Source organism: Aliidiomarina indica, assembly GCF_015354615.1.
GTDB lineage: Bacteria > Pseudomonadota > Gammaproteobacteria > Enterobacterales > Alteromonadaceae > Aliidiomarina > Aliidiomarina indica.
The window spans coordinates 68558-91007 of record NZ_JACAVQ010000007.1; the positions used below are offsets into that span (position 1 = coordinate 68558).

Consider the following 22450-nt stretch of genomic DNA (forward strand, 5'->3'; position numbering starts at 1 on the left):
GTCATGACAAAAGAAAAACAAAGCCGACCTGAGGTCGGCTTTGTTAGCGAGTAGCGCGTAGAGGTTACTCTGGGGCAGTTAAACCATCGTTAATCGATAGCATGTCTGCTTCCGAAATAATACCAGCCGCTTGATAGAGAGCTAGAATCCGGTTGACGTACGTATATCTGGCCTCCGATAAGTTGCGGCGCGCATTAAACAGATTACGTGTACTGTCGAGTACATCAACAATGGTGCGAGTTCCTACTTCAAAACCTACCTGCGTTGCATTCAGTGCACTCTCAGCAGAAACAACCGCTTGTTCAAACGCTCGAATACTTGAAATGCTAGCAACTACATCGAAGTAGGCACTGCGAACTGCGCGTTCGACTGTTCGACGATTCTCTTCAAGAGTTTGGCTCACAGCGACGTAATCATTGCGTGCTTGTTCAGTGCTGGCGATAGTACGACCACCTGAATAGAGTGGTAATGACATTTCTAAGCCAATATTGCGTGTGTTCAAGCCGCTTAAACTACGCGAGTTGCCCATCGTCGACGTGTCTTGATCGCGATTTTGATAGCTCGCCGTTAAGTTGACGCGTGGGTAATGCCCGGCGCGTGCTAACTCAATGCGTTGCTCGGCAATTTCTAGACCCGTACGGCTGACCAGCAACTGCAGGTTACGCTCGTGGGCCAAGCGAATCCAACGGTCGACGCCTTGTGGATCTGGACGCACCGGTTCAAAGCGCTCGGTATTTAAGCGATGAATATCGTAATGCTGACGACCCGTGATCTCACGCAAGCCCTCAAGTGAAATTTCGACGGCGTTTTCTGCCTGAATTTCTCGAGCGACGACATTATCGAATTGCGCTTGCGCTTCATGCACGTCGGTAATCGCGGTGAGGCCTACCGAAAAACGGTGTTTGGTTTGCTCTAGCTGACGCTCAATCGCGCGCTTTTCTGCTTGAACAAATTCCAAGTTATCTTGCGCTTGCAGAACTGCGAAATAGGCATCAGTAACCCGCAACAACAACTGCTGGCGCGTTAATAGATAATTAACTTCCGCCTGATACGCTTGCTTTTCAACAATACCGGTACCGCGCCAGGTTGCGAGGTTAAACACAGACTGGCTTAAGCGCACGGTTTGGCTAAATGTTTGCGTACTTGTAGTCGCGGTGAAAAAGCCATCTTCTTGTGGCTGAATGGTATCTGACCGAGTATCTGAGTAGCCGACATCAAGGCTGATTTGCGGGTACCAGTCGGCACGCGATACATCAACACCTGATTTGGCCGCATCCCGCTCAGCGGCAGCGCGCAACAAGCGAGGATCGTTTTCTAGTGCCAAACGATAAACGTCAGCAAGGTTTGTCGCATTTGCCTGGAACGCAGCAAGTCCCAGCCCCATTGTCAGCGCGACAGACAAGATTTTGATCTTCATGGGTACTTATTTCCTTTTTGCAAAAAGGTACAGCGAAAATTTTGCAGCAAAAAACTGGAGCTATTCTAGCCGTTGTTGTGCGCCAAAGTAAGCCCGTAGGTCAAGTAATTACGGCAAAAAGTGTAACAGATTATTGAAAATAGCCTACGTAAAGGCGCTCACCTGCGTAAATCTTGCGACCTAAACTGTTCGTATACAGCCCAACAGTTGCGTTTTACTTGATTAGAGGCTTATGGTGCATGAACATTGTGCAGAATGTATGAAATTTACAATGAAAAGGAGTACAGGTGCCAACTTTTACCAAAACGGATGTCGAAATAGAAACGGAAGAGCCTATTTACAAGGGGTTTTTCAAAATCAGCCGATACCACTTACGTCACCGTCTATTCAATGGTGGCTGGAGCGACCTGATGCAACGGGAGGTAATGGATAGAGGTCATGCTGTCGTGGTGATCCCCTATGATCCAATCCGTGATCGCATCGTTATGTTGGAGCAGTTTCGGGTGGGGGCCATCGCAACGAGTGAGAGTCCTTGGCTGATGGAGTTGGTCGCGGGCATGGTGGATGAAGGCGAAACCAAAGAGCAGGTGGCGCAGCGGGAATTAGAAGAAGAAGCAGGTTTAACTGCAGATTCATTGCATTACGCGTTGAGTTACCTGTCAAGCCCAGGCGGAATGACAGAACGTATCTATATCTACTTGGCACGGGTAGATAGCGAACGTGCCGCAGACTACGGTGGTCTTGCGGAGGAACACGAGGATATTCGGGTGCAGCCTATGGCAAGAGCTGAAGTGATGTCGATGCTTGAAAATGGTAAAGTGGATAACGCTGCAACTGTGATAGGGCTACAATGGCTGAGTCTACATGTGAATAAATACCGTCGTGAATGGGGGTTTTCAGAACTCGATGAATAAACGTTATGTGCCGAACTTAAAAGACTTACACAGTCTCGCTGAGCGCAATTATTCTGCGTTAGCGCGTTTGCTGCCGCGTGGGGATTCGGAGCGGACCATTCATGTGGGTGATCTATTACAGTTCGAGCTGCGCTGCACCTCGGAATCACGATACACCACGGATTTGCAAGTGACACAAGTGGCACCTGACGTAGCCGATTATCTACAAGCCCGATTTTTGGTGCGTTTATATCATGATGCGCGAATGGCGGAGATCATTGATTGCCAAGGTCAAGATCGGCTCACAGCGTTACAGGGCAAGAAGTTACACGCAGTTGCCCATCAAAAAGATGAAAAGCTGCAGTTGAGTCAGCATCTCTCGGAATGGCTAAAATTGTGTTTCCGCCAAGGACGCGCCGCAAGCGCTTGGCAGTTCGCCCCTGTCGGATAAACAAGTGCGGTTACATCAACAAACTGGACGCGAAGCCTATTTTCGGGCTTGCGTTTTTGCTCTGAACATTTCAGGATAGCTCGAATACAAGAATAATCAGGTACGTTGCTTCCATGACAACTCAAAACAAAGATTATCGCGCGGACTCGATTGAAGTCCTCAACGGCCTCGAACCTGTCAAACGTCGTCCCGGTATGTATACCGACACCACCCGTCCGAATCATTTGGGCCAAGAGGTGATCGATAACTCTGTGGATGAAGCGCTGGCAGGGCACGCCCGAACCATCGAAGTTATTTTGCACGCTGATCAATCCCTCGAAGTGATTGATGATGGTCGAGGGATGCCGGTAGATATTCATCCGGAGGAAGGTATTCCCGGCGTTGAGCTGATTATGACCAAGCTTCACGCGGGCGGTAAATTCTCTAATAAAAACTATCAATTTTCAGGGGGCTTACACGGCGTAGGTATCAGTGTGGTTAATGCGCTGTCTACCCGTGTAAATGTCACCGTACGTCGCGATGGGCAAGTGTTTGAAATGGCATTTGAGCATGGCGATAAAGTATCTGATCTCACGGTAACCGGCACTGTAGGTAAACGAAACAGTGGAACCCGAGTTCGCTTCTGGCCAGATCCTCAATATTTCGACTCTGCAAAATTCTCAGTGACTCGGCTACGTTATCAACTGCGCGCCAAGGCCGTTTTGTGTCCGGGCTTAACGATCACGTTCAAAGACCATGTGAATAGTGAAAGTATTACCTGGTGTTACCAAGATGGTTTGCGTGATTACCTCACAGAAGCGCTAGGCGATTTGCCGCGTATGCCGGAAGAACCTTTTGTCGGTGTGTTTCATGCCACAGAAGAAGGGGCAGAGTGGGCCGTTACATGGTTACCAGAAGGGGGAGAAGGCCTAGGTGAATCCTACGTTAACCTAATTCCTACGCCCCAAGGCGGAACGCATGTTAATGGGCTACGGCAAGGTATGCTCGAGGCGCTTCGGGAATTCTGTGAGTTTAGAAACTTGTTGCCCCGTGGTGTGCGGCTCACGCCCGAAGATATATGGGATCGCTGCAGTTATATTCTCTCGGTGAAAATGCAAGATCCACAGTTCTCAGGGCAAACCAAAGAGCGCTTAAGTTCACGACAAATGTCTGCATTTGTATCCGGTGTGGTGAAGGACGCGTTCAGCCTGTGGTTGAATGAGCATACCGATCTAGCAGAACAGATTGCTGAACTATGTATTTCCAGTGCGCAGCGGCGCATGAAAGCGGCTAAGAAAGTCGTGCGCAAACGTGTCACGCAAGGCCCTGCCTTGCCCGGCAAGTTGGCCGACTGTGCTTCCCAAGATCCCGACCGCAGCGAATTATTCTTGGTTGAGGGTGACTCTGCGGGTGGCTCAGCCAAGCAAGCACGGGATCGTCAATTTCAGGCGGTTATGCCTTTGCGTGGAAAAATTCTCAATACCTGGGAAGTTGATCCGGACCAAATTCTAGCCTCTCAGGAAATTCATGATATTTCAGTTGCTCTCGGCGTTGATCCTGGGGCCCTTGATTTAACGCAACTGCGTTATGGAAAAATTTGTATTCTTGCCGACGCCGACTCGGATGGTTTGCACATCGCCACATTACTGTGTGCGCTGTTTGTAAAGCATTTCCGTCCTTTGGTTGCGGCGGGGCACGTATTTGTCGCCATGCCTCCGCTCTACCGAGTTGATGTGGGTAAAGAAGTGTTTTACGCCCTCGACGAGAGCGAAAAACAGGGTATTCTCGACCGCATTGAAGCTGAAAAGCGCCGCGGAAAAGTGAATGTCCAACGCTTTAAAGGGTTGGGGGAAATGAATCCACTGCAATTGCGGGAAACAACCATGGATCCGAACACCCGGCGTTTGGTTCAGCTCACGGTGGATGAAACGACCCAGACCGACATGCTTATGGACATGTTGCTTGCCAAAAAACGTTCTTCCGACCGCAAAGAATGGCTGGAAACTAAAGGAAATCTGGTCGAGCTTATTTAAAAAGCTTGATAAGCAGAACAACAACGATTGGGAATCTGCATGAGTACAGCGTTAGAAAACATCGAACAATTACCGCTGCATAAGTTTACCGAAGATGCGTACTTGAATTACTCCATGTACGTCATTATGGATCGCGCACTACCACATATTGGTGATGGTCTTAAGCCAGTGCAGCGACGCATCATCTATGCCATGTCGGAGTTGGGTCTTTCGGCTTTGGCAAAATACAAAAAGTCCGCACGTACCGTGGGTGACGTATTAGGTAAATTCCACCCGCACGGCGATTCTGCATGTTATGAAGCCATGGTGCTCATGGCACAGCCATTTTCCTATCGCTATCCGTTAGTGGATGGTCAAGGAAACTGGGGTTCGGCCGACGATCCAAAGTCATTTGCAGCCATGCGTTATACCGAGGCACGTTTATCGCGCTTCTCTGAGCTCCTACTTAGTGAATTGGGTCAAGGGACATCCGATTGGGTACCGAATTTTGACGGCACTATGGACGAGCCGAAGATTCTGCCTGCACGCTTGCCCCATATTTTATTAAACGGTGTTACCGGTATTGCGGTGGGGATGGCGACTGATATTCCTCCCCATAATGTGCGCGAGGTTACTGCAGCATGTACGTTGTTGCTCGACACCCCGAGCGCATCGTTGCAGGATGTGATGGCGCACATCAAAGGTCCTGATTACCCAACTGACGCTGAGATTATTACCCCATCAGAAGATATCGAAAAGATTTATGAGTCGGGTAAAGGCAGCATCAAAATGCGGGCACGTTACACGCTTGATGACGGTGAGATTGTTATTGATGCTATTCCGCATCACGCCTCAGGCGCGCGTATCCTCGAGCAAATTGCCGCGCAAATGCAGGCGAAGAAATTGCCGATGGTCTCGGATTTGCGAGATGAGTCAGACCATGAAAACCCAACTCGTTTAGTGGTTGTGCCACGCTCGAATCGCGTGGATACAGAGCAGCTTATGGCGCATCTGTTTGCCACCACCGACCTTGAGAAGAGCTATCGGGTTAACTTGAATATGCTTGGCCTAGATGGGCGCCCAAAAGTAAAACCATTGGTCACTATCTTAAAAGAGTGGATTCAGTATCGGTTGCAAACGGTGACGCGCCGGCTGCAATTCCGCTTGGACAAAGTTGAGCGACGCCTACATATCCTTGATGGATTGTTAATTGCGTTCTTAAACATTGACGAAGTTATTGAAATCATTCGTCGCGAGGATGCCCCTAAGCCGGTACTGATGGAAAGGTTTGGGCTAACGGATACGCAAGCTGAATCGATTCTTGAACTAAAATTACGGCACTTAGCGAAGTTAGAAGAAATAAAGCTTCGCACAGAACAAGATGAGCTGAGTAAGGAGCGAGATGCGCTGCAACTGCTGCTCAGTTCAGAGCGTCGTTTACGCACGTTAGTGAAGAAAGAGCTTCAGGCAGATGCCGAAAAATACGGCGACGATCGTCGCTCGCCCCTTATCGAACGAAAAGAAGCGCGCGCCCTAAGTGAGCGCGAACTAACCCCGTCCGAGCCAGTCACTGTGGTGTTATCGCAAAAAGGCTGGGTTCGTTGTGCAAAAGGCGCTGATGTTGATGGTGCCAGCTTGAGCTACAAAGCAGGGGATAGCTTCCTTGGGCAGGCATCGGGCCGTTCCAATCAGCCTGTGGTCTTTATCGATACCTCCGGACGCAGTTTTAGCTGTGAGGCGCATAGTTTGCCATCGGCGCGGACGCAAGGCGAGCCACTTACTGGCCGCTTCAGTTTGGTGGCCGGAGAAAGTATTGCCAAGGTTCTCATGGGTAAAGATGAGAGTTTATGGTTGATGGGCTCGGATGCGGGCTATGGCTTTGTCACCAAATTTGCAGAGATGCAGAGTCGGGTGAAAAACGGGAAGGCCTTGCTGAGCTTGCCGAGTTCAGCACGGGTACTGCCACCACAACCTATTGATGATCTCGAACGTGATCTTATCGCCACGGTTTCAAATGAAGGCCGCTTGCTTGTTTTCCCGGTAAAAGATTTGCCCCAGTTAGCAAAAGGCAAGGGGAACAAAATGATGAGTATTCCTTCGAGTCGGGCAAAACTGCGCGAGGAGTATGTACAGGCGGTTGCCGTATTTGCGCCAGAGGCCACATTAACAATCGTCGCTGGCCGCCGTAAATTGTCGTTAAAACCTTCTGATTTAGAACACTATCGAGGCGAGCGCGGACGTCGTGGTAATAAGCTTCCGCGTGGTCTGCAACGAGTAGACGCGTTGCAAGTTGAGCTTGCCGCAGCCCCCTCGACAGATGTGGATACGTCCGTAGAAGAATCGTAATTAAGTACAAGTGTACGCAATAGGAGGCCCTCTGGTTTGACCAAGAGGGCCTTTCTTTTTGGAAGCAATTTCTACTGTAAACGGGTATACTGAGGGTTCGTTTTTAAATTTAAGTGAACACATGTTAGCTGTAATTCGATTGCTGATTATCGGCATTTTTATTGTTTTAGCAGGCGTGCTTGGCTCGCTGTTCTGCTTGTTGCGCCCATTTCACCGTAACAATACGGCGCTTTTCGCGCACTTATTTGGGCGTATGCATAGAATTTTAGGTATCAAGTTAGAAATCCGTGTGCCCGAGGAAGTTAAGCGTGGTGGCCCTTTTGTTTATGTGGCGAATCACCAGAATAGTTACGACATTTTCACCATGAGTCGAAGCTTATTGCCCGGTACGGTCACTATTGGCAAGAAAAGCCTGAAGTGGATTCCGTTTTTTGGTCAATTGTATTGGCTATCGGGAAATATTTTGATTGATCGTAAGAACAGTTCTAGAGCACATGGAACCATTGCAAGCGCGGTGTCTGCCATTAAAGGCAAGGATCTTTCCATTTGGATGTTCCCCGAAGGAACGCGCAGCTATGGTAAAGGTTTATTGCCCTTCAAAACGGGTGCCTTTCATACGGCGGTGCAAGCGAAAGTTCCTATGGTGCCAGTGTGCATGTCAACGACCACGAAAAAAGTTAAACTCAACCGTTGGAACAATGGTAAAGTGATTATCGAAATGTTGCCGCCGGTAGCCGTCGAAGGTTATTCGCGCGACAATGTTCGCACGCTCATGGCTGATGTGTATCAGCAGATGTTACACAAAATCACCGAGCTTGATCGTGAAGTCAGTGCTTATGCACAACAGCAGACAGAGGGTGAAGGAGCCCGGTCATCATGAACGATTTAGAAGCCTTGTTAGCACAAAGCGATGAAACCGTTGAAGCCATTCTTGAAGCGGGTTTTGACGCGGATTTAGAGCTGGAAATTGAACACCATTTGGTGAGTACCGATTTCAGCAAACTGGAGAAAGCTGCGGTTGAGTTGGTGAAACTTGGCTATCACGTAGAAGACGCTGAGGAATTCCAGCTCGACGACGGCAAGCCATGTTTTTACTTTGCTGCCATCACCGAGTGTTTACCGGACCAGCAGACGCTTGCTGAGCAAACACGCGAGATCTGTAAAGTGGCCGATGCCTGCCAAGTTGAATACGACGGCTGGGGCACCTTCCTCGGAGACGAAGAAGAAGAGTAATCGCGAGAATTAAATAAAAAACCCGGTAAGTTGCAGTAGCACTTACCGGGTTTTTTTATGAGGTTTGATTAGAGTTCGAGAATCCTTGCGTGTTGCTCTTGCAGCTGTGCTAATGTTTCTTCCGCGTCGCGCAACTTCTCTCGCTCCTTCTCAATAACATCGGCGGGCGCCTTACTGACAAAGTTCTCATTGTTCAGCTTGCCTGCCATCCGTTGTAGTTCTTTTTGCGCTTTTTCAATCGCTTTTCCTAAGCGCGCCAATTCAGCATCTTTGTCGATAAGCCCTGCCATGGGGATATGAATCTCCATACGGCCTACCAAGGCAGTCGCACTGGCCGGTATCTCATCTGCGTCGCTGAGGAATGAAACGTTCTCCAGCTTCGCTAGCGCCGCCAAGAACGAACCGTTGTCAGTGAGTCGACGTTTTGCAGTCTCGTCCGCTTTGGCTATAAGCACCGGTAAAGGTTTATTGGGTGATAAATCCATTTCGCCACGGATGTTGCGAATACCGACAATCACCTGTTTCAGCCATTCCATATCGTCTTGGGCTTGCGCAAACCGAATGCTCTGAACTTGCGGATAAGGCTGATTCATAATGGTATCTGCGTGGGTGCCCGCAAGTTTGGATACACGCTGCCAAATTTCTTCCGTAATAAAGGGCAGCAATGGATGCAACAGACGCAATAGCTGCTCAAGGATATGTACCAAGGTGTGGCGCGTACCACGCTGCTGTGCAGCATTACCTTGCGTCATAACCGGCTTGGTTAATTCAAGATACCAATCACAGAACTGATTCCAAGTGAATTCATACGCAATGGCAGCGGCTTGATCAAAGCGATATTGATCAAGTGCACTACGGAATTGTTTCACGGTTCCGTTAAAGCGTTCGATGATCCATTGGTCAGCGAGCGATAACTCAAGTTCGCCGCCTGCAAGGCCACAATCTTGATCCTCAGTATTCATTAATACATAACGACTCGCATTCCATAGCTTATTACAGAAGTTACGATAGCCCTCCAGACGTTTCATATCCCAGTTGATATCGCGTCCGGTTGAAGCTAAAGCAGCCAAGGTAAAGCGCAATGCGTCAGTTCCGTGGGCTGAGATCCCTTCAGGAAACTCGGCTTTGGTTCGTTTGCTAATCTGCTGCGCTAGCTTGTCTTGCATAAGATTACTGGTACGTTTCTCGAGTAAGGTGTCGAGGCTAATACCATCAATCATATCGAGAGGGTCGATAACATTCCCTTTCGATTTTGACATTTTATTGCCTTGTTCATCACGGATAAGGCCGGTGACATACACGGTTTTAAAAGGCACCTGCGGTTTACCCTGCTCATCTTTTAAGAAGTGCATCGTCATCATGATCATGCGTGCAACCCAAAAGAAGATGATATCAAAACCAGTTACCAGTACGTCGGTTGGATGAAAGGTCTTTAATGCCTCGGTGTCGTCAGGCCAACCGAGCGTAGAGAACGTCCACAAAGCCGAAGAAAACCAGGTGTCTAATACGTCGTTATCTTGATGCAGGGCTACATCCGCCGCAAGCGAATGTTTCTCACGCACTTCTTGTTCACTTCGTCCGACATATACTTTACCGGAGTCATCGTACCAAGCGGGAATGCGGTGGCCCCACCAAAGCTGGCGCGAAATACACCAGTCTTGAATGTCACGCATCCAACTGAAATACATATTCTCGTACTGTTTGGGCACGAACTGAATATCGCCATTTTCAACCGCTTGGGTGGCGGTCTCTGCCAATGGAGCGACGCGCACATACCATTGGTCGGTTAGGAATGGTTCAATGACGACGCCCGAACGGTCACCGTAGGGTACTTTATTGGTATGGGCTTCAATTTTATCGAGCAGATCCTCTGCTTCTAACGCCGCGACAATGGCTTTGCGTGCAGCAAAGCGCTCAAGCCCGGCAAACGCTTCAGGCAGGGCAGTTGCCACATCGGTGCGTGGCAAACCCTTAACATCGAATACCTCAGCAGCGGACAAGATATGGGCATCATCGCTAAGGATATTAATGAGGGGTAGGTCATGGCGCTTGCCAATATCATAGTCGTTAAAATCATGTGCAGGGGTGATTTTAACGCAGCCGGAACCAAATTCTTGGTCGACGTAATCGTCGACGATAATTGGAATACGACGGCCCGTAAGCGGAAGCTCAATGTACGCGCCGTGCAACGAGCTATAACGCGCATCGTCGGGGTGCACAGCCACTGCCGCATCGCCTAACATTGTTTCTGGTCGGGTGGTTGCCACAATGAGATAACGTTTACCGTCGGCAGTCGTAGCGCCATCCGCAAGGGGATATCGCAAATGCCACAAACTACCCTGACTTTCTTTGTTTTCGACCTCAAGATCTGAAATGGCCGTTTTTAACTTGGGATCCCAGTTAACTAAACGTTTTCCTCGGTAAATGAGGTTGTCTTCATAAAGACGAACAAACACTTCTTGCACTGCTTTGGAAAGGCCATCGTCCATGGTAAAACGCTCGCGTTCCCAATCGACGGAATCGCCTAAGCGACGCATTTGCTGGGTAATGGTGCCACCAGATTCTGCCTTCCAGTCCCAGATTTTCTCAATAAACTTCTCGCGTCCGAGGCTATGACGATTGACCCCCTGAGCGGCTAGTTTTCTTTCTACGACCATTTGTGTGGCGATACCCGCGTGGTCCGTTCCTACTTGCCAGAGGGTGTTGAATCCATCCATGCGCTTGTAGCGGATCAATGTATCCATCAGGGTATGCTGAAATGCATGGCCCATGTGTAATGATCCAGTCACATTCGGTGGTGGAATCATAATGCAGTAAGAATCGCCCTGATTGGAGGGACGGAAATAACCTGCTTTTTCCCAGCGTTCGTACAACGGTTGCTCGATATTCTGGGGCGAGTACGTCTTATCCATAGTGTCCTTCAATACAATATCTGGTGTTTATTCGGTTTTTGTAAATTCTTGGGTGCTCAGTTCAAAGCCTAAACGTCGATACTGGCGATAACGCTCACGCGCGCGTGTTTTACCGTCTTCATCGGTGGGCACAAAATCGACGATTTGCCGAAATTTATGCGCATCTTCTGAAACCTTGTCGCTTAAGTTAAGCAAGCAATGCTTGCTGTAACCATAGGCGCTGATTGGCTGATCCCAACCAATCACCACTGGAGCACCGCCCGCAGGACCTTCCCCTAAAAGATTATGGGGGATGAAACGCTCTGCGGGTCGCTGCCACAAAAGCTCGTCAAACGCTTCAGCTGCTTCTCGGTTCCCGGTTACCACAGCAATGCGTTGCCGTTGCTGTAGACGAGCAAGAAGCAGCTCACAGGCTGCTTCGGGTGGCTGTTGCTCGCCGTTTAACACATAAAAAGTGACATGAGCCACAATTATTCGCTCTGAGCGGCATTTGCGCGAGTAAGCAGAAACTGTGTCAGCATGGGGACAGGTCGGCCTGTGCTGCCTTTATCCTTACCCCCTTTCCAAGCCGTGCCAGCAATATCCATATGCGCCCAATGATACTTTTTGGTAAAGCGCGACAGGAAACATGCTGCCGTAATTGTGCCTGCAGGACGTCCGCCGAGGTTGGTCATGTCGGCAAATGGACTATCAAGCATTTCCTGATACTCATCCCACAAAGGTAATTGCCATGCGCGATCACCGCTTAACTTACCCACATTTAATAACTCGTGTGCGAGCGGATTGTGATTACTCAATAACCCAGTGGCGTGGGCGCCCAAGGCAATTACGCAAGCGCCGGTGAGGGTGGCTATATCAATTACCGATTCTGGGTTATAGCGCTCTACATAGGTAAGGGCATCACACAGTACCAGACGACCTTCCGCATCGGTATTAAGCACTTCAACGGTTTGACCCGACATTGTTTTAATGACATCGCCAGGGCGGTAGGCGCGACCATCAGGCATATTTTCGCAGCCGGCTAAAACGCCGATCACATTAATAGGTAATTGAAGCTCAGCAAGCGCCTGCATTGTACCAAGGACGCCTGCGGCTCCGCCCATGTCGTACTTCATTTCATCCATCGCCTCAGAAGGCTTAATGGAAATACCGCCGGAATCGAAGGTCAGCCCTTTACCGACTAACACGATAGGCGCACGATCATCGTTGGCGCCGCGATAATGCATGAGTGTCATGACCGCGGGATTGGCAGAGCCTTGGCTTACGGCAAGGTATGCGTTCATCCCTAATTCAGCCATATCAGACTCATTAATCCGTTCAACCGTAAGTGGTTCATACTGCTCTGCAACGAGCTCTGCCTGCTCAGCTAACCACACCGGCGTGCAAATATTAGGAGGCATGTTGGCAGCGTCGCGACACAACTTAACACCTTTAGCGACGGCTAAACCATGCGTGACCGCACGCTCACCAATCGGCAATTCGCGGCGGGTTGGGACATTAAATACCAACTTGCGAAGTGGCCGGCGTGGCTCTTCCTTATGTGTTTTTAGTTGGTCAAACACATATAAACTCGCTTGCGCTGCTTCAACGGCATGGCGAACTTTCCAATAGGTATCACGCCCTTTCACATGCAATTCACTTAGAAAGCATACAGCTTCCATGGCACCGGTATCATTCAAAGTGGCGATGGTCTTGCTAATAATTTGCCGATACTGGCGCTCATCTAACTCACGCTCTTTACCGCAGCCGACGAGCAGAATACGCTCGCTCAATACGTTTGGAACATTATGTAGCAGCAGAACTTGACCAGCTTTGCCTTCAATGTCGCCGCGGCGGAGCAGGTTACTTAAGTATCCGTCGCTAATTTTATCCAGTTGCTCAGCCGCGGGTGACAATCTACGCGGTTCGAACACACCGACAACGATACAGGCTGAGCGTTGCTTTTCTGGGCTACCGCTCTTTACATTGAATTCCATAATGACTCCCATTTCTGGTTTATTGATGCCAAGCATGGCATCATTGTGGCGCGCCTGAAGTATTCTTGTACGGTACAGTTGCTAAGTGCACTGTCGGCTTATTTATCCTTGGGAAAATAAGCCAAGTAGGCAATATCAAGGCCGTAACACAGAGGTTAATGTTAAAAATCTCTGTAAGAAGAACCCGTAAATACTCAGTTTTCGCACATTAAACTTGCCAAAATACAGAGTTTACTGAAAAATTCAGTGAATTCCAGTGAAAAACGAAGTTAAGGACTGGGCACGTGCTCATATTTCGTTACGTTTTACGAGAAACATTCAAAGCACAAATCGCGGTTTTTCTGGTGCTGCTGACTATATTTGTTAGCCAACAGTTCGTGCAAATACTGACGCAAGCCTCAGATGGACAGCTTCCCGCGCAATTGATTCTCATGGTGCTTGGCCTGCAATTGCCTGGGTTAGCTTCGCTGATCCTACCGATCAGTCTATTTCTCGGTATTTTAATGGCGCATGGCCGCATGTACACCGATCATGAAATGTCGGTGCTACATGCTTGCGGCGTCAGTGAATGGTACATCGCGCGAGTGACTTTGGTGTTTGCGGTTATTGTTGCCCTGATAACATCGGTGCTGACCTTGTGGCTGAGTCCTTGGGCGTTAGCACAAGAACACACCATTGCCGAGCGTGCGCGTGCTGAGGCAGGGGTATCCGTGATCCAACCCGGCCGCTTTCAGCAAGCAGTGCAGCAACGTGCTGTTATTTTTGTTGAGCGGCAAGGGCGTGATGGCGAACTTGAAGAAATCTTTGTTGCGCAGTTGCCTCCTCGTGGCGAATATGCCGACGATCAACGCGCCAGTGTGGCCATGTCAGCACGTGGTCGAGTAGAGACTCTCGCCAATGGCGCGCAGCTTCTGGTCCTCGATGATGGGCGTCGCTATTCCCAATCCTTGGTGAACCTTGATCATCATGTTATGCGTTTTGATGAGTATCAGCTACAGATTCGCGAACAAGAATATGGTGAAGAGCGACGCCGTTTGGAGGCTGTTACTACCGCTGAACTCATGAACACGCCGGGCAGTGAGGCCCATGCGGAAATGCAGTGGCGTATAGCGATTCCGCTCGCCATCCCGTTACTTGCGTTGATAGCAGTACCCTTAAGTCGGGTGAACCCAAGGCAGGGAAAATTCGCCAAAATGGGGCCGGCGATTCTCATTTATATGGCGTATTTTATGGTACTAATGGCGGCCAAACGAGCCTTAGCTGACGGCTCGTTGCCGGAAGGGTTGGGACTGTGGTGGATCCACGCGGGGCTATTCATTGTGGGTATCTCACTTCTGATCCGAGAACGTCCAACGGGATACCGTTTCCGAGCCGTGGTGCGAGGACTTCGCTCATGATAAGTATTCTTGATCGCTATATTGGTAAAACGGTTCTGGTGACATCGTTGTTAAGCCTCGTGGTGCTCACCGGACTAAGTGCGTTAATCCGATTTGTCGAGCAAATTCGAGCCATTGGTCGTGGCACCTACGACATGACCGATGTATTAGCCTTTGTTGTATTGAGTTTCCCCCGCGACGTTGAAATGTTTTTCCCTATTGCCGCGCTTCTCGGTGGCCTCATTGGTATGGGTTTGCTCGCAAGCAATAGTGAACTTACGGTGATGATGGCAGCAGGCCGTTCTCGCTTAAACTTAATAGCATCGGTGATGAAAGCCGCTGTGGTTATGATGCTGGCCGTGTTAGTCATTGGTGAGTGGGTGGCGCCTCAACTGGAGGCGCAAGCGCGTCAGTTGAGAGCACAAGCGGTTTCGGGCGGCAGCTTGATTAGCGGTGATCATGGTATTTGGGCGAAAGACGGTGAGCACTTTATTCATATTGGCGAAGTAGAAGATACGGGCCGATTGAGAAACGTAACCATTTATCAATTTACCGGGCGCGAGCTAGATAAAGTGGTGCATGGCGGCCGGGCAACTTATATCGGCCCTGATTGGCGCGTACACGACGCCCAGTATACAGAAGTATCTGATACCGAAGTACGCAACTATCGTTTGGCCAGTTGGAGCTGGCGTTCAACGCTTACGCCTGAAAAGCTGGGTATTTTTACCGTTCGTCCGGAGTCACTGTCAATTTCTGGTTTGAATAGTTACGTTAATTATCTCAAAGCGAATCGGCAGGATGCGAGTCGGTATGAGTTGGCGTTTTGGCGAAAAGTAATGGTGCCCTTTACGGTAGCCGTGATGTTACTGGTGGCATTATCGTTTATTTTTGGACCGCTGCGATCCGTGACTATGGGCGCCCGAGTGCTGCTCGGGGTAGTGACAGGCTTTGTTTTCCATGTGTTCAATGAAGTGTTTGGGCCCATCTCACAGGTGTATCAAATCCCGCCGCTGCTGGGAGCGGTATTACCAGGCCTCATATTTGCCTCAATCGCAATCTATATCTTGAGCCGAGATCGAATTTAGAGGCAGCGCAGTTATTTGCGCTTCCAGTTCTTATATTGATTTGCTTCAGCGGACAGCACAACCACTTCACATTGTGCGAGCCTGTCTTGCAGCGCAAGCTTGTCGCGGCTAAATAACACCCAAAGGTTACCCAAGCCGAAAAGTGCGCTGAGCGCTCGGATAAAACCTTGCTTCCAGCTAATTCGCGACCCATCGGCATTTTGCACGCGCATTCGCCATGCCCGCATGCCTAAAGTTTGCCCCCCACGCCGCCAAAAACCCGCGTAGAACAAAAGAATGACCGCAATGATATATAGCGTAAATAGTGGGTTACCTTGTACCACACTGGCATGGTCTTGGTGCTCTGCAAGCGTGATAATATCCAACGCAATAAGGCCTGACACCAGAGCGAGCACTGCGCCCGCAGCAAACATAATGACGGCAGCAACAACTAGCAAGTCATAAATAATGGCACCTATTCGGCGCCAAAAACCGGCCCGTGGAAACGCGCTAATTTCTGGCGAAAAATCTTCAGAAGAATGACTATCAGACATGATGTGATGAATTCCTGAACACGAAAGAATCAGGATGATACATGAAGCGCTCTTTTTTTTCAGCAACGCTTGCACCGGCCGTGATCATGGGTATAATGCGCAGCGTTCTCCTCGCGAGAACGCCACCTCAAAAAATGCCCGGGTGGCGAAATTGGTAGACGCAGTGGATTCAAAATCCACCGGAGTAAAATCCGTGCCGGTTCGAGTCCGGCCCCGGGCACCATCTATACTTACATCATAAAGACTACATTATTTTTACAGCGCGTTGACGATCTGTCTGGCGAATCATCGAGACGCGAATCAACGCTTACGTAGCATTATTCAAACAGTGGAAACCGAAGCAAAACCAGACGAAGCGCTGGTGGCTAGCTTGCGCCAGGTTCGCGATATGGAAGTAATCAACGTGGTTGGCCAGGATCGGAGCATCATCTTAGCAAAAAATCGAAAGTTTTCTGCCGACGCTTGGATAAATCGGTTTAACCTTTACCTCTTGACTTGACCGCTCCCAAGCTATTGCTAGGCTAAAAGCTGTACGTGCAAATTTATTGAAGTAAAAGTCACGCAAACACTTTCGAGGAGGGCGGCAACTATGTCGAGTCCCGAGCATAAGCAAAAAATATGGAAACTGATTAAAGATATCAAAGTAGGCATGTTAGTCACGCTGGACGGCGAGATGCCCAGGGCGCGACCCATGCACCTGGTTCAGGATGAATACGATGGCACGTTGTGGTTCTTCACTCCACGTAGTGCGGAGAAAACGTCGGAAACGAAGCAGGACAATGATGTTTCGCTCACCTTTGCGGATCCAAAAAATGGCGTGTATGTGTCTATGTCTGGTACGGCCCGGCTGACTCAGGATCGCGAACTTATCGACAAATACTGGAATTCATTTGTTGGTGCCTGGTTTCCCAATGGTAAAGAGGACCCAGAAGTTGCAATGCTGGAGGTAGATATCCAGTTCGGTGAGCATTGGTTGGCTGATGAGAATAAGCTGTTCCAGCTTTTCGAAATAGCCAGAGCCAACATCAAAGATGAGACGCCGAACCTGGGCGAAAATGAAAAATTTGGCTAGTTAGTATGTGAGTCCCTAACCGAGCATTGGCATACCTATCTTTTCTTTTTACTGAGCTGGAGGCGATGATGAGTGCAGAACAATATTTGCAAAGCTACCTGAAAGATCGGATCCCAAGTGGCAAGACTTTAAGTGACTTTTATGAAGCTTCAGGCAACGACAAAAAAGAGCTTCGCCAATTAGCAGATGACATTGTTGAGCTACAGACCAATGAGGCGTTGTCTGCAAGTAGCACGCAAACCAAGTCTTATGATGAACTTGCAAGTGAGCGCGCAAAAATCGTTGCCAATATGGATCTGCCGGATAGCCAGACAGATCGGGTAGAGCGGGAACGCCGACTTGATGATATCCAACAGGAAATGGAACCCGGTACTCAAGCGGGGCGCGCCAGAGACGGCAAAATAGCTGACAAAATGGATAAACTTGAGCGTCTGACTAATTCTATTTTGGAACGTATGTAATGACATTCTCAGCAAGTATCTTTGTCAGGGAAACCGGATACTCCTCGTGGATAGCGTCCGGAAAGCGCCTTGAGTATCGGTGAGCGAGAAATGATCGCCGCTTATGTGTCTGCACTGAATGATTGTCAGTTTTGTTTTAACAGTCATTGGGTGTACTCGGCTGCGTTTGGCGTTGATCCAGAGTAATGAGCAAGCCGGCATTCGCAGTGGCTGCCGGCGATGCTTTTCGAATCCCTTTGAAGGTGGCGGCGGCAGCAATGAAAGTGCGGTGACTATATGCAACTTTATTGAAGAGTCGTCTTTAGCCCGTTGATACAACGCGTCTACAAAGTGAATCGGCTTGCCTAAGCCGAGAGGAAGCCCGAGAGCGATATTTTTACCTACACGTTGAATAACTATATCAATGCATTCACTACTTTCGGGCATTCTCTGTCCACGTTCATTGGGCATCGCGAAACTCCTTGTGTAGAGGGCTTCAGTTTCTCTTGTGTAAAGGAAGCATAGACATTGACTGACTGGCTGTATATCTGGTCCGGGCTGTGATCAGGCTTTGGCGTGTATTGTAAAAGCTATATGTTTTCAATGGTTTTGCGCGTTTTCCCAGATATGCTGCCCCTCGCTCACCTTGGCAGCGGGTTGATTTGATCAAGGTCAATGCGTTGTTTTGCGCTGACTTGAATTAACAGCCTTTCGGCTTACTCTTATTATTCAATGATAATATTGGGGGTAGGTAGTTCGTATGAGTCTATATTTGATTTTAACCATCATTCACGTGATAGGGGCAGCGATTGGCTTGGGCTCGGCGACGGCCAGTGACAGTACTTTCATGCGCGCAATTCGCAACCGGGTTGTCAGTCATGATCAGTTAGTACTTATCCGCTCGGTTTCTCATGTGGTCATGGTGGGGCTGGCATTGGTTGTGTTGACCGGCGCAGGCCTGTTACTTCACAACCCGTCTATTCTGCAGCACGACTTTTTCCAGGCGAAGATGACTGCGGTGCTGATCCTGATTTTAAATGCCTTAGTCTTTCATACCTTTATTCACAGATTTTTGGAAAATCACTGTGAACGCGAATTATCGCCTGAAGTTATTGGTCGGAAAATGCCCATATTTGCGGTCTCGGGAGCGATATCAGTCGTATCCTGGTATTTACCGTTAATTTTTATTGTCGCAGGTCGTACCGAGTTTAGTTTACCAGTGTATCTCACTGTTTACTTTGTGCTTGTGGCAGGTGGTGCCGTGCTGGCTTACCTGCTGATGTCGCATATTCTTTTTTACCCAAAGAATATGCCGGAGGACAACAATTCTGATAAACCAAGATCTAAGGAACACGTTCAGGATTGCGGTCAATCTCACGCAAGCTCGTGGTGGGTTATGGCGGTTCTGATTGTTTTATTTCTGGTATTTATTGCCTCTATTGCCGTCTCGCTCGGGCGCGTAGGTAACGTGCACGTCGTTAAAATTATTGAGAATCCGCCTTTCCTCTCTACACCAGTGCTTAGAGTTGAGCCCGGCGATCAGGTAATCTGGAGCCACGCACCTGAATACCCGGTTTCTTCAACACATCCCATTCATTTTATTGATGGTCCTGCGCGTCCATCGAGCAATATGCGCCCAGTGGGGCGGGAAGAAGATGGATGGGGTTTTAGCTTTGCGTTTAGTGAGCCTGGCGTTTACACCTATGTCTGTCCGACCCACCCGTATATGCTCGGTATTATTGAAGTAGGTGTCGACTCTGGGGAGACCATCGAATGGCCTCCTCAGGAAAAAATCCCTGACGAGTACGCAGGGCCGCCGCAAATTGCTGGTGTCGGTGAAATCTGGGTAAATACCCAGTTTGAGCCGGTAGAGGGCAGGGGGCCTGGCACTATCACCATTATTAATGCTGAAAACTGGGAAGTGACAGATGTTATTTCCCATCCAACCTTCAATAATCCTCATAATTTCCGGCCTGATTACGATGGCCGCTATATCTTTCAGACGCAGTGGCATTCTGACTATCTGAATAAAATCGATATTGAGACCCGTGAGGTGGTGCAAAGTAAGGTCACTTCGGGAGCTCCTGCGGTCTCCAGAATGATTGAGATGTTACCTAACCGTGTGGGGGCCGCTCCAGCCCATGTATTCGTCGACCCCAAGCGTGAATTGTTTTATCTGACTTTAAATAATGACGGACGTGTTTACGCGCTCGACTTTGATCTCAACATCCAGCACATGATTAGCACCTCATTGGGCCCTCACGGTATATGGGTAGATCCTGAGGGGCGTTGGATGGCTGTTGCTGCAACATTGGACCAAAAGCTGGATATTATCGACTTAGATAAAATGGAGGTAGCAAAGACCTTTGACGCCCCCGGCTTGCCCCTTGCCGCTGAAATTACCCTGGACAGTCGCTATGCGATGATCAGTATGATGCTGGAGAATAAAGTTCGCATAATCGATTTGCAGACTATGAACCATGTCAAAGATGTGGAAGTAGGTGAAATGCCAGTATGGCCACGCTCAGGGCCTTATAACGAGTATGTTTTTGTGCCCAATACGGGCAGTGCGGACATTAGCGTTATTGAACTCGACACGCTTGAGGTTGTTGCAACGCTGCCAGCTGCAAACGGTGCACACGGAGTAACCTTCTGTCCAAATGCTGAGGGTGACTACTACGGGTATGTGTCGAACAAGTATGCAAGAACAGTTACCGTGATTGACCCGAAAAATCTTGCCACTGTGGGTAATATTGCACTACCAGAGTCTGCGTGGGGAGGGCAGGGAATCCACTGTTTCCCTGATAATATTTATGACACCCGAGTCAGAGAGCTCCATAGAACGTAAACGCGGACAATCAGACATTGCGCGCGGCACAGTGTAACTGCCGCGCGCCCGTTAAGTATTATTTTGAATCCTGACTGCGCTGTTCTGGCGCAATTTGTTTATCTGACTGATTATGAGTGCCATGGCTTTGGTGCGGCCGCCGATGATTTTCGCGGCTCTGATTTTGCTTATCTTGCACCGATTGCTGCTGGCGACGCTCTTCTTCGCTTGTCGGTTTCTCAGTCTTGGGTGTGGACTTATTGTCATTGCTCATCATAACCTCCGCTAGTTCACTTCGTAACTACTGGTAAGCCTAGCGTAAATAAAATGGGTTTCCAGTTATAGTCAAGGGCTCATTTACACCTTGGGTTCTACTTTGTTACGGTCTGTGCGCTTTGCTGAGTAAAGTACTTTATCAGCAAGGGCAAGAAGCTGGTCAAGCGACTGATCATTTTTGCGCTCGGAGACACCAAAACTAGAGGTCAGCTGAAAAGCTTCCGTCTCAGTTTAGGAGGAGTGGACACCATCACGGTACGATTCATCTGGCTATTACAGTAGCTCGTTACCCTCACGAAGCATGAGCAAAGCCTTAGCGAAGATGTTCATTGTGAATCAGCTACACCTAGTTGTTTTGTGCTAGGTTGTTCAGGTCATGTGCGCTTTCCAGCGAGCATCGCGGCCATCAGTGTTCGTCCACAATGCATAGAAAAACGGCAGAGGCTTCCGCCTCTGCCGTTTATTGATGCATACATCCTAGTACACCAACACCTAATTAATGACTTGCAAACTTAGGTGCCGATTTGAGATTTTCCCGAGTTACGTTTGCGTTTAATTTTTGTTCATTCTTAACACCTGAACGAGTGACATGATCCCAACTGATAGCAACGTCTTTCTGGCCAATGCCTAGAAATCCGCCAACACTCACGATAATGGCGACAATCTTGCCACTCTCGTCAATGATAAGGTCATCGACTGAGCCGATACTTTCGTTATCACTGGTATAGACATCCATGCCCATTAAGCTGTCGGTATGAAAGCCAAGTGACGGCACGGCTACGAGGTGTCCACGATTTTTCTCGCCGTGGTTATCGCTTACGTGTTGTCGATTACTTTCAGGTTGTTGCCGACGCTTCTGAGTGTCGAGTTGAGTGTCTTGCTGCACGCTTGCTTGTGCACGTTTCGGTGGGCTGTTTTGCTCACGTGGCGTGGTTTGCGCAGTACGGTATTTTTCAGGTTTTACAAAGGCTGGAGCTGCTTTAAGATCTGCGCGAGTCACATCGACCCGGAGCTCTTGCTTATCAGCGATACCTGAGCGAGTTAGATTATCCCAACCAAGGGCTACATCTTTCTCACCCATGCCAAGAAAACCACCCACACTCACTACAACAGCAACAACTTGGCCATCCTGGCCGATAATTAGGTCTTTCACAGAACCGATGTCTTCGTTGTCGCTAGTATGTACGTTCGTACCAATGAGATTGCTAGCGTGCATGCCATTGTATGGCACAGAATCAAGGTAGCTTCGCGATGGCGAACTAGACTGATCGCGCGGGCTTGTCAGGCGATCACTATTGGCATTGGAATTTGTGCTTTGGCTAATTTGCGGGCTTTGCGCGAAACGACCATCTTCGAGGTCGGTTGCGTTATGTGCAAGCGCAGAGCTAGCACTGAGCGTAAGCAGTGGAGTAACCAATGCGTAAAAAGCAAATGTATGTAACTTTTTCATATGTATCTCCTTTGAGACAGATTTGTTATTCGAACGACTTGCTCGAAATAACAGCTTCATCACTGCGTTCCTTTTCCAATATCATTACTGGCAAGGGGTTGAATCGCCATTTAGGTAAGTGATTCTCGATGAACCACTAGGGTACGCTGTGAAAAGGAGGGGAGTCGGTTCG

The 22450-nt window shown here is 49.0% G+C and carries 19 protein-coding genes and 1 tRNA gene; 13 read left to right on the forward strand and 7 right to left on the reverse strand.

Features of this window, described 5'->3' with window-relative positions; genetic code table 11:
* Window positions 1-64: 64 nt before the first annotated feature.
* Window positions 65-1417 (reverse strand): outer membrane channel protein TolC, encoded by a 1353-nt coding sequence (gene tolC, locus HXZ99_RS10340; RefSeq protein ID WP_194757225.1) that lies wholly within the window; start codon window positions 1415-1417, stop codon window positions 65-67.
* 287 nt (window positions 1418-1704) lie between these two features.
* Here tolC and nudF point away from each other — a divergent pair, with 287 nt between their 5' ends.
* The 6 genes from nudF to rraB all read left to right on the forward strand — a co-directional run bounded on the left by nudF (window position 1705) and on the right by rraB (window position 8331).
* The gene (gene nudF / locus HXZ99_RS10345; protein WP_194757226.1) at window positions 1705-2331 is read left to right on the forward strand and encodes an ADP-ribose diphosphatase; all 627 of its coding nucleotides are present in this window, start codon (window positions 1705-1707) and stop codon (window positions 2329-2331) included.
* Window positions 2324-2761: a DUF1249 domain-containing protein gene (locus tag HXZ99_RS10350; protein WP_194757227.1), complete on the forward strand. Its 438-nt coding sequence runs from the start codon at window positions 2324-2326 to the stop codon at window positions 2759-2761. Before nudF ends, HXZ99_RS10350 begins: the two co-directional genes overlap by 8 nt.
* Before the next feature lie 113 nt (window positions 2762-2874).
* Window positions 2875-4773, forward strand: a complete 1899-nt coding sequence (gene parE, locus HXZ99_RS10355; RefSeq protein ID WP_194757228.1) for a DNA topoisomerase IV subunit B — start codon at window positions 2875-2877, stop codon at window positions 4771-4773.
* A 39-nt stretch (window positions 4774-4812) separates the two neighbouring features.
* Window positions 4813-7098, forward strand: a complete 2286-nt coding sequence (gene parC, locus HXZ99_RS10360; protein WP_194757229.1) for a DNA topoisomerase IV subunit A — start codon at window positions 4813-4815, stop codon at window positions 7096-7098.
* A gap of 121 nt (window positions 7099-7219) precedes the next feature.
* Entirely contained in the window at window positions 7220-7978 is a 759-nt protein-coding gene (locus HXZ99_RS10365; RefSeq protein WP_194757230.1) for a 1-acylglycerol-3-phosphate O-acyltransferase, read from the forward strand.
* On the forward strand, window positions 7972-8331 hold the full coding sequence (gene rraB / locus HXZ99_RS10370; protein ID WP_194757278.1) for a ribonuclease E inhibitor RraB: 360 nt from the start codon (window positions 7972-7974) through the stop codon (window positions 8329-8331). Before HXZ99_RS10365 ends, rraB begins: the two co-directional genes overlap by 7 nt.
* Window positions 8332-8399: 68 nt before the next feature.
* Here the strand turns inward: rraB and HXZ99_RS10375 are convergent, their stop codons facing one another.
* From HXZ99_RS10375 to pepA, 3 genes are read right to left on the reverse strand one after another with little or no spacing between them, the layout of a single operon-like run.
* On the reverse strand, window positions 8400-11243 hold the full coding sequence (locus HXZ99_RS10375) for a valine--tRNA ligase (RefSeq protein WP_194757231.1): 2844 nt from the start codon (window positions 11241-11243) through the stop codon (window positions 8400-8402).
* Between the two features lie 27 nt (window positions 11244-11270).
* On the reverse strand, window positions 11271-11711 hold the full coding sequence (locus HXZ99_RS10380) for a DNA polymerase III subunit chi (protein ID WP_194757232.1): 441 nt from the start codon (window positions 11709-11711) through the stop codon (window positions 11271-11273).
* Between the two features lie 2 nt (window positions 11712-11713).
* Window positions 11714-13219: a leucyl aminopeptidase gene (gene pepA / locus HXZ99_RS10385; protein WP_194757233.1), complete on the reverse strand. Its 1506-nt coding sequence runs from the start codon at window positions 13217-13219 to the stop codon at window positions 11714-11716.
* A gap of 284 nt (window positions 13220-13503) precedes the next feature.
* On the opposite strand from pepA, the gene lptF reads away from it, so the two are divergent.
* Entirely contained in the window at window positions 13504-14616 is a 1113-nt protein-coding gene (gene lptF, locus HXZ99_RS10390) for an LPS export ABC transporter permease LptF (RefSeq protein WP_194757234.1), read from the forward strand.
* Complete coding sequence (gene lptG, locus HXZ99_RS10395; RefSeq protein WP_194757235.1) at window positions 14613-15680, forward strand: LPS export ABC transporter permease LptG; 1068 nt, start codon at window positions 14613-14615, stop codon at window positions 15678-15680. The genes lptF and lptG overlap by 4 nt, the downstream gene beginning before the upstream one ends.
* A gap of 11 nt (window positions 15681-15691) precedes the next feature.
* Here lptG and HXZ99_RS10400 read toward each other — a convergent pair whose 3' ends face one another.
* Window positions 15692-16213: an RDD family protein gene (locus tag HXZ99_RS10400; protein WP_194757236.1), complete on the reverse strand. Its 522-nt coding sequence runs from the start codon at window positions 16211-16213 to the stop codon at window positions 15692-15694.
* A 136-nt stretch (window positions 16214-16349) separates the two neighbouring features.
* Here HXZ99_RS10400 and HXZ99_RS10405 point away from each other — a divergent pair.
* The 5 genes from HXZ99_RS10405 to HXZ99_RS10425 all read left to right on the forward strand — a co-directional run bounded on the left by HXZ99_RS10405 (window position 16350) and on the right by HXZ99_RS10425 (window position 20573).
* A tRNA-Leu gene (locus HXZ99_RS10405) sits at window positions 16350-16436 on the forward strand.
* Window positions 16437-16802: 366 nt separating this feature from the next.
* Window positions 16803-17285: a pyridoxamine 5'-phosphate oxidase family protein gene (locus tag HXZ99_RS10410; protein ID WP_194757237.1), complete on the forward strand. Its 483-nt coding sequence runs from the start codon at window positions 16803-16805 to the stop codon at window positions 17283-17285.
* Window positions 17286-17353: 68 nt separating this feature from the next.
* A complete protein-coding gene (locus HXZ99_RS10415; protein ID WP_194757238.1) occupies window positions 17354-17746 on the forward strand; it encodes a hypothetical protein in 393 nt (130 codons plus the stop codon).
* A gap of 69 nt (window positions 17747-17815) precedes the next feature.
* Window positions 17816-17932 (forward strand): carboxymuconolactone decarboxylase family protein, encoded by a 117-nt coding sequence (locus HXZ99_RS10420; RefSeq protein ID WP_228517924.1) that lies wholly within the window; start codon window positions 17816-17818, stop codon window positions 17930-17932.
* A 565-nt stretch (window positions 17933-18497) separates the two neighbouring features.
* Complete coding sequence (locus HXZ99_RS10425; protein ID WP_194757239.1) at window positions 18498-20573, forward strand: hypothetical protein; 2076 nt, start codon at window positions 18498-18500, stop codon at window positions 20571-20573.
* Window positions 20574-20631: 58 nt separating this feature from the next.
* Here HXZ99_RS10425 and HXZ99_RS10430 read toward each other — a convergent pair whose 3' ends face one another.
* Together HXZ99_RS10430 and HXZ99_RS10440 are read right to left on the reverse strand one after the other, a co-directional pair.
* The gene (locus tag HXZ99_RS10430) at window positions 20632-20826 is read right to left on the reverse strand and encodes a hypothetical protein (RefSeq protein ID WP_228517926.1); all 195 of its coding nucleotides are present in this window, start codon (window positions 20824-20826) and stop codon (window positions 20632-20634) included.
* 498 nt (window positions 20827-21324) lie between these two features.
* Window positions 21325-22278 carry a PRC-barrel domain-containing protein gene (locus HXZ99_RS10440; RefSeq protein ID WP_194757241.1) on the reverse strand — a complete coding sequence of 318 codons (954 nt, stop codon included), beginning with the start codon at window positions 22276-22278 and terminating at the stop codon, window positions 21325-21327.
* Window positions 22279-22450: the final 172 nt, after the last annotated feature.

Coding starts and splice junctions, on each gene's coding strand:
- pepA (WP_194757233.1), bottom strand. CDS start 13,219: ATGGAATTCAATGTAAAGAGCGGTAGCCCAGAAAAGCAACGCTCAGCC.
- HXZ99_RS10430 (WP_228517926.1), bottom strand. CDS start 20,826: ATGAGCAATGACAATAAGTCCACACCCAAGACTGAGAAACCGACAAGC.
- HXZ99_RS10415 (WP_194757238.1), top strand. CDS start 17,354: ATGAGTGCAGAACAATATTTGCAAAGCTACCTGAAAGATCGGATCCCA.
- HXZ99_RS10375 (WP_194757231.1), bottom strand. CDS start 11,243: ATGGATAAGACGTACTCGCCCCAGAATATCGAGCAACCGTTGTACGAA.
- HXZ99_RS10440 (WP_194757241.1), bottom strand. CDS start 22,278: ATGAAAAAGTTACATACATTTGCTTTTTACGCATTGGTTACTCCACTG.
- HXZ99_RS10365 (WP_194757230.1), top strand. CDS start 7,220: ATGTTAGCTGTAATTCGATTGCTGATTATCGGCATTTTTATTGTTTTA.
- parE (WP_194757228.1), top strand. CDS start 2,875: ATGACAACTCAAAACAAAGATTATCGCGCGGACTCGATTGAAGTCCTC.
- lptG (WP_194757235.1), top strand. CDS start 14,613: ATGATAAGTATTCTTGATCGCTATATTGGTAAAACGGTTCTGGTGACA.
- parC (WP_194757229.1), top strand. CDS start 4,813: ATGAGTACAGCGTTAGAAAACATCGAACAATTACCGCTGCATAAGTTT.
- tolC (WP_194757225.1), bottom strand. CDS start 1,417: ATGAAGATCAAAATCTTGTCTGTCGCGCTGACAATGGGGCTGGGACTT.
- HXZ99_RS10410 (WP_194757237.1), top strand. CDS start 16,803: ATGTCGAGTCCCGAGCATAAGCAAAAAATATGGAAACTGATTAAAGAT.
- HXZ99_RS10350 (WP_194757227.1), top strand. CDS start 2,324: ATGAATAAACGTTATGTGCCGAACTTAAAAGACTTACACAGTCTCGCT.
- HXZ99_RS10400 (WP_194757236.1), bottom strand. CDS start 16,213: ATGTCTGATAGTCATTCTTCTGAAGATTTTTCGCCAGAAATTAGCGCG.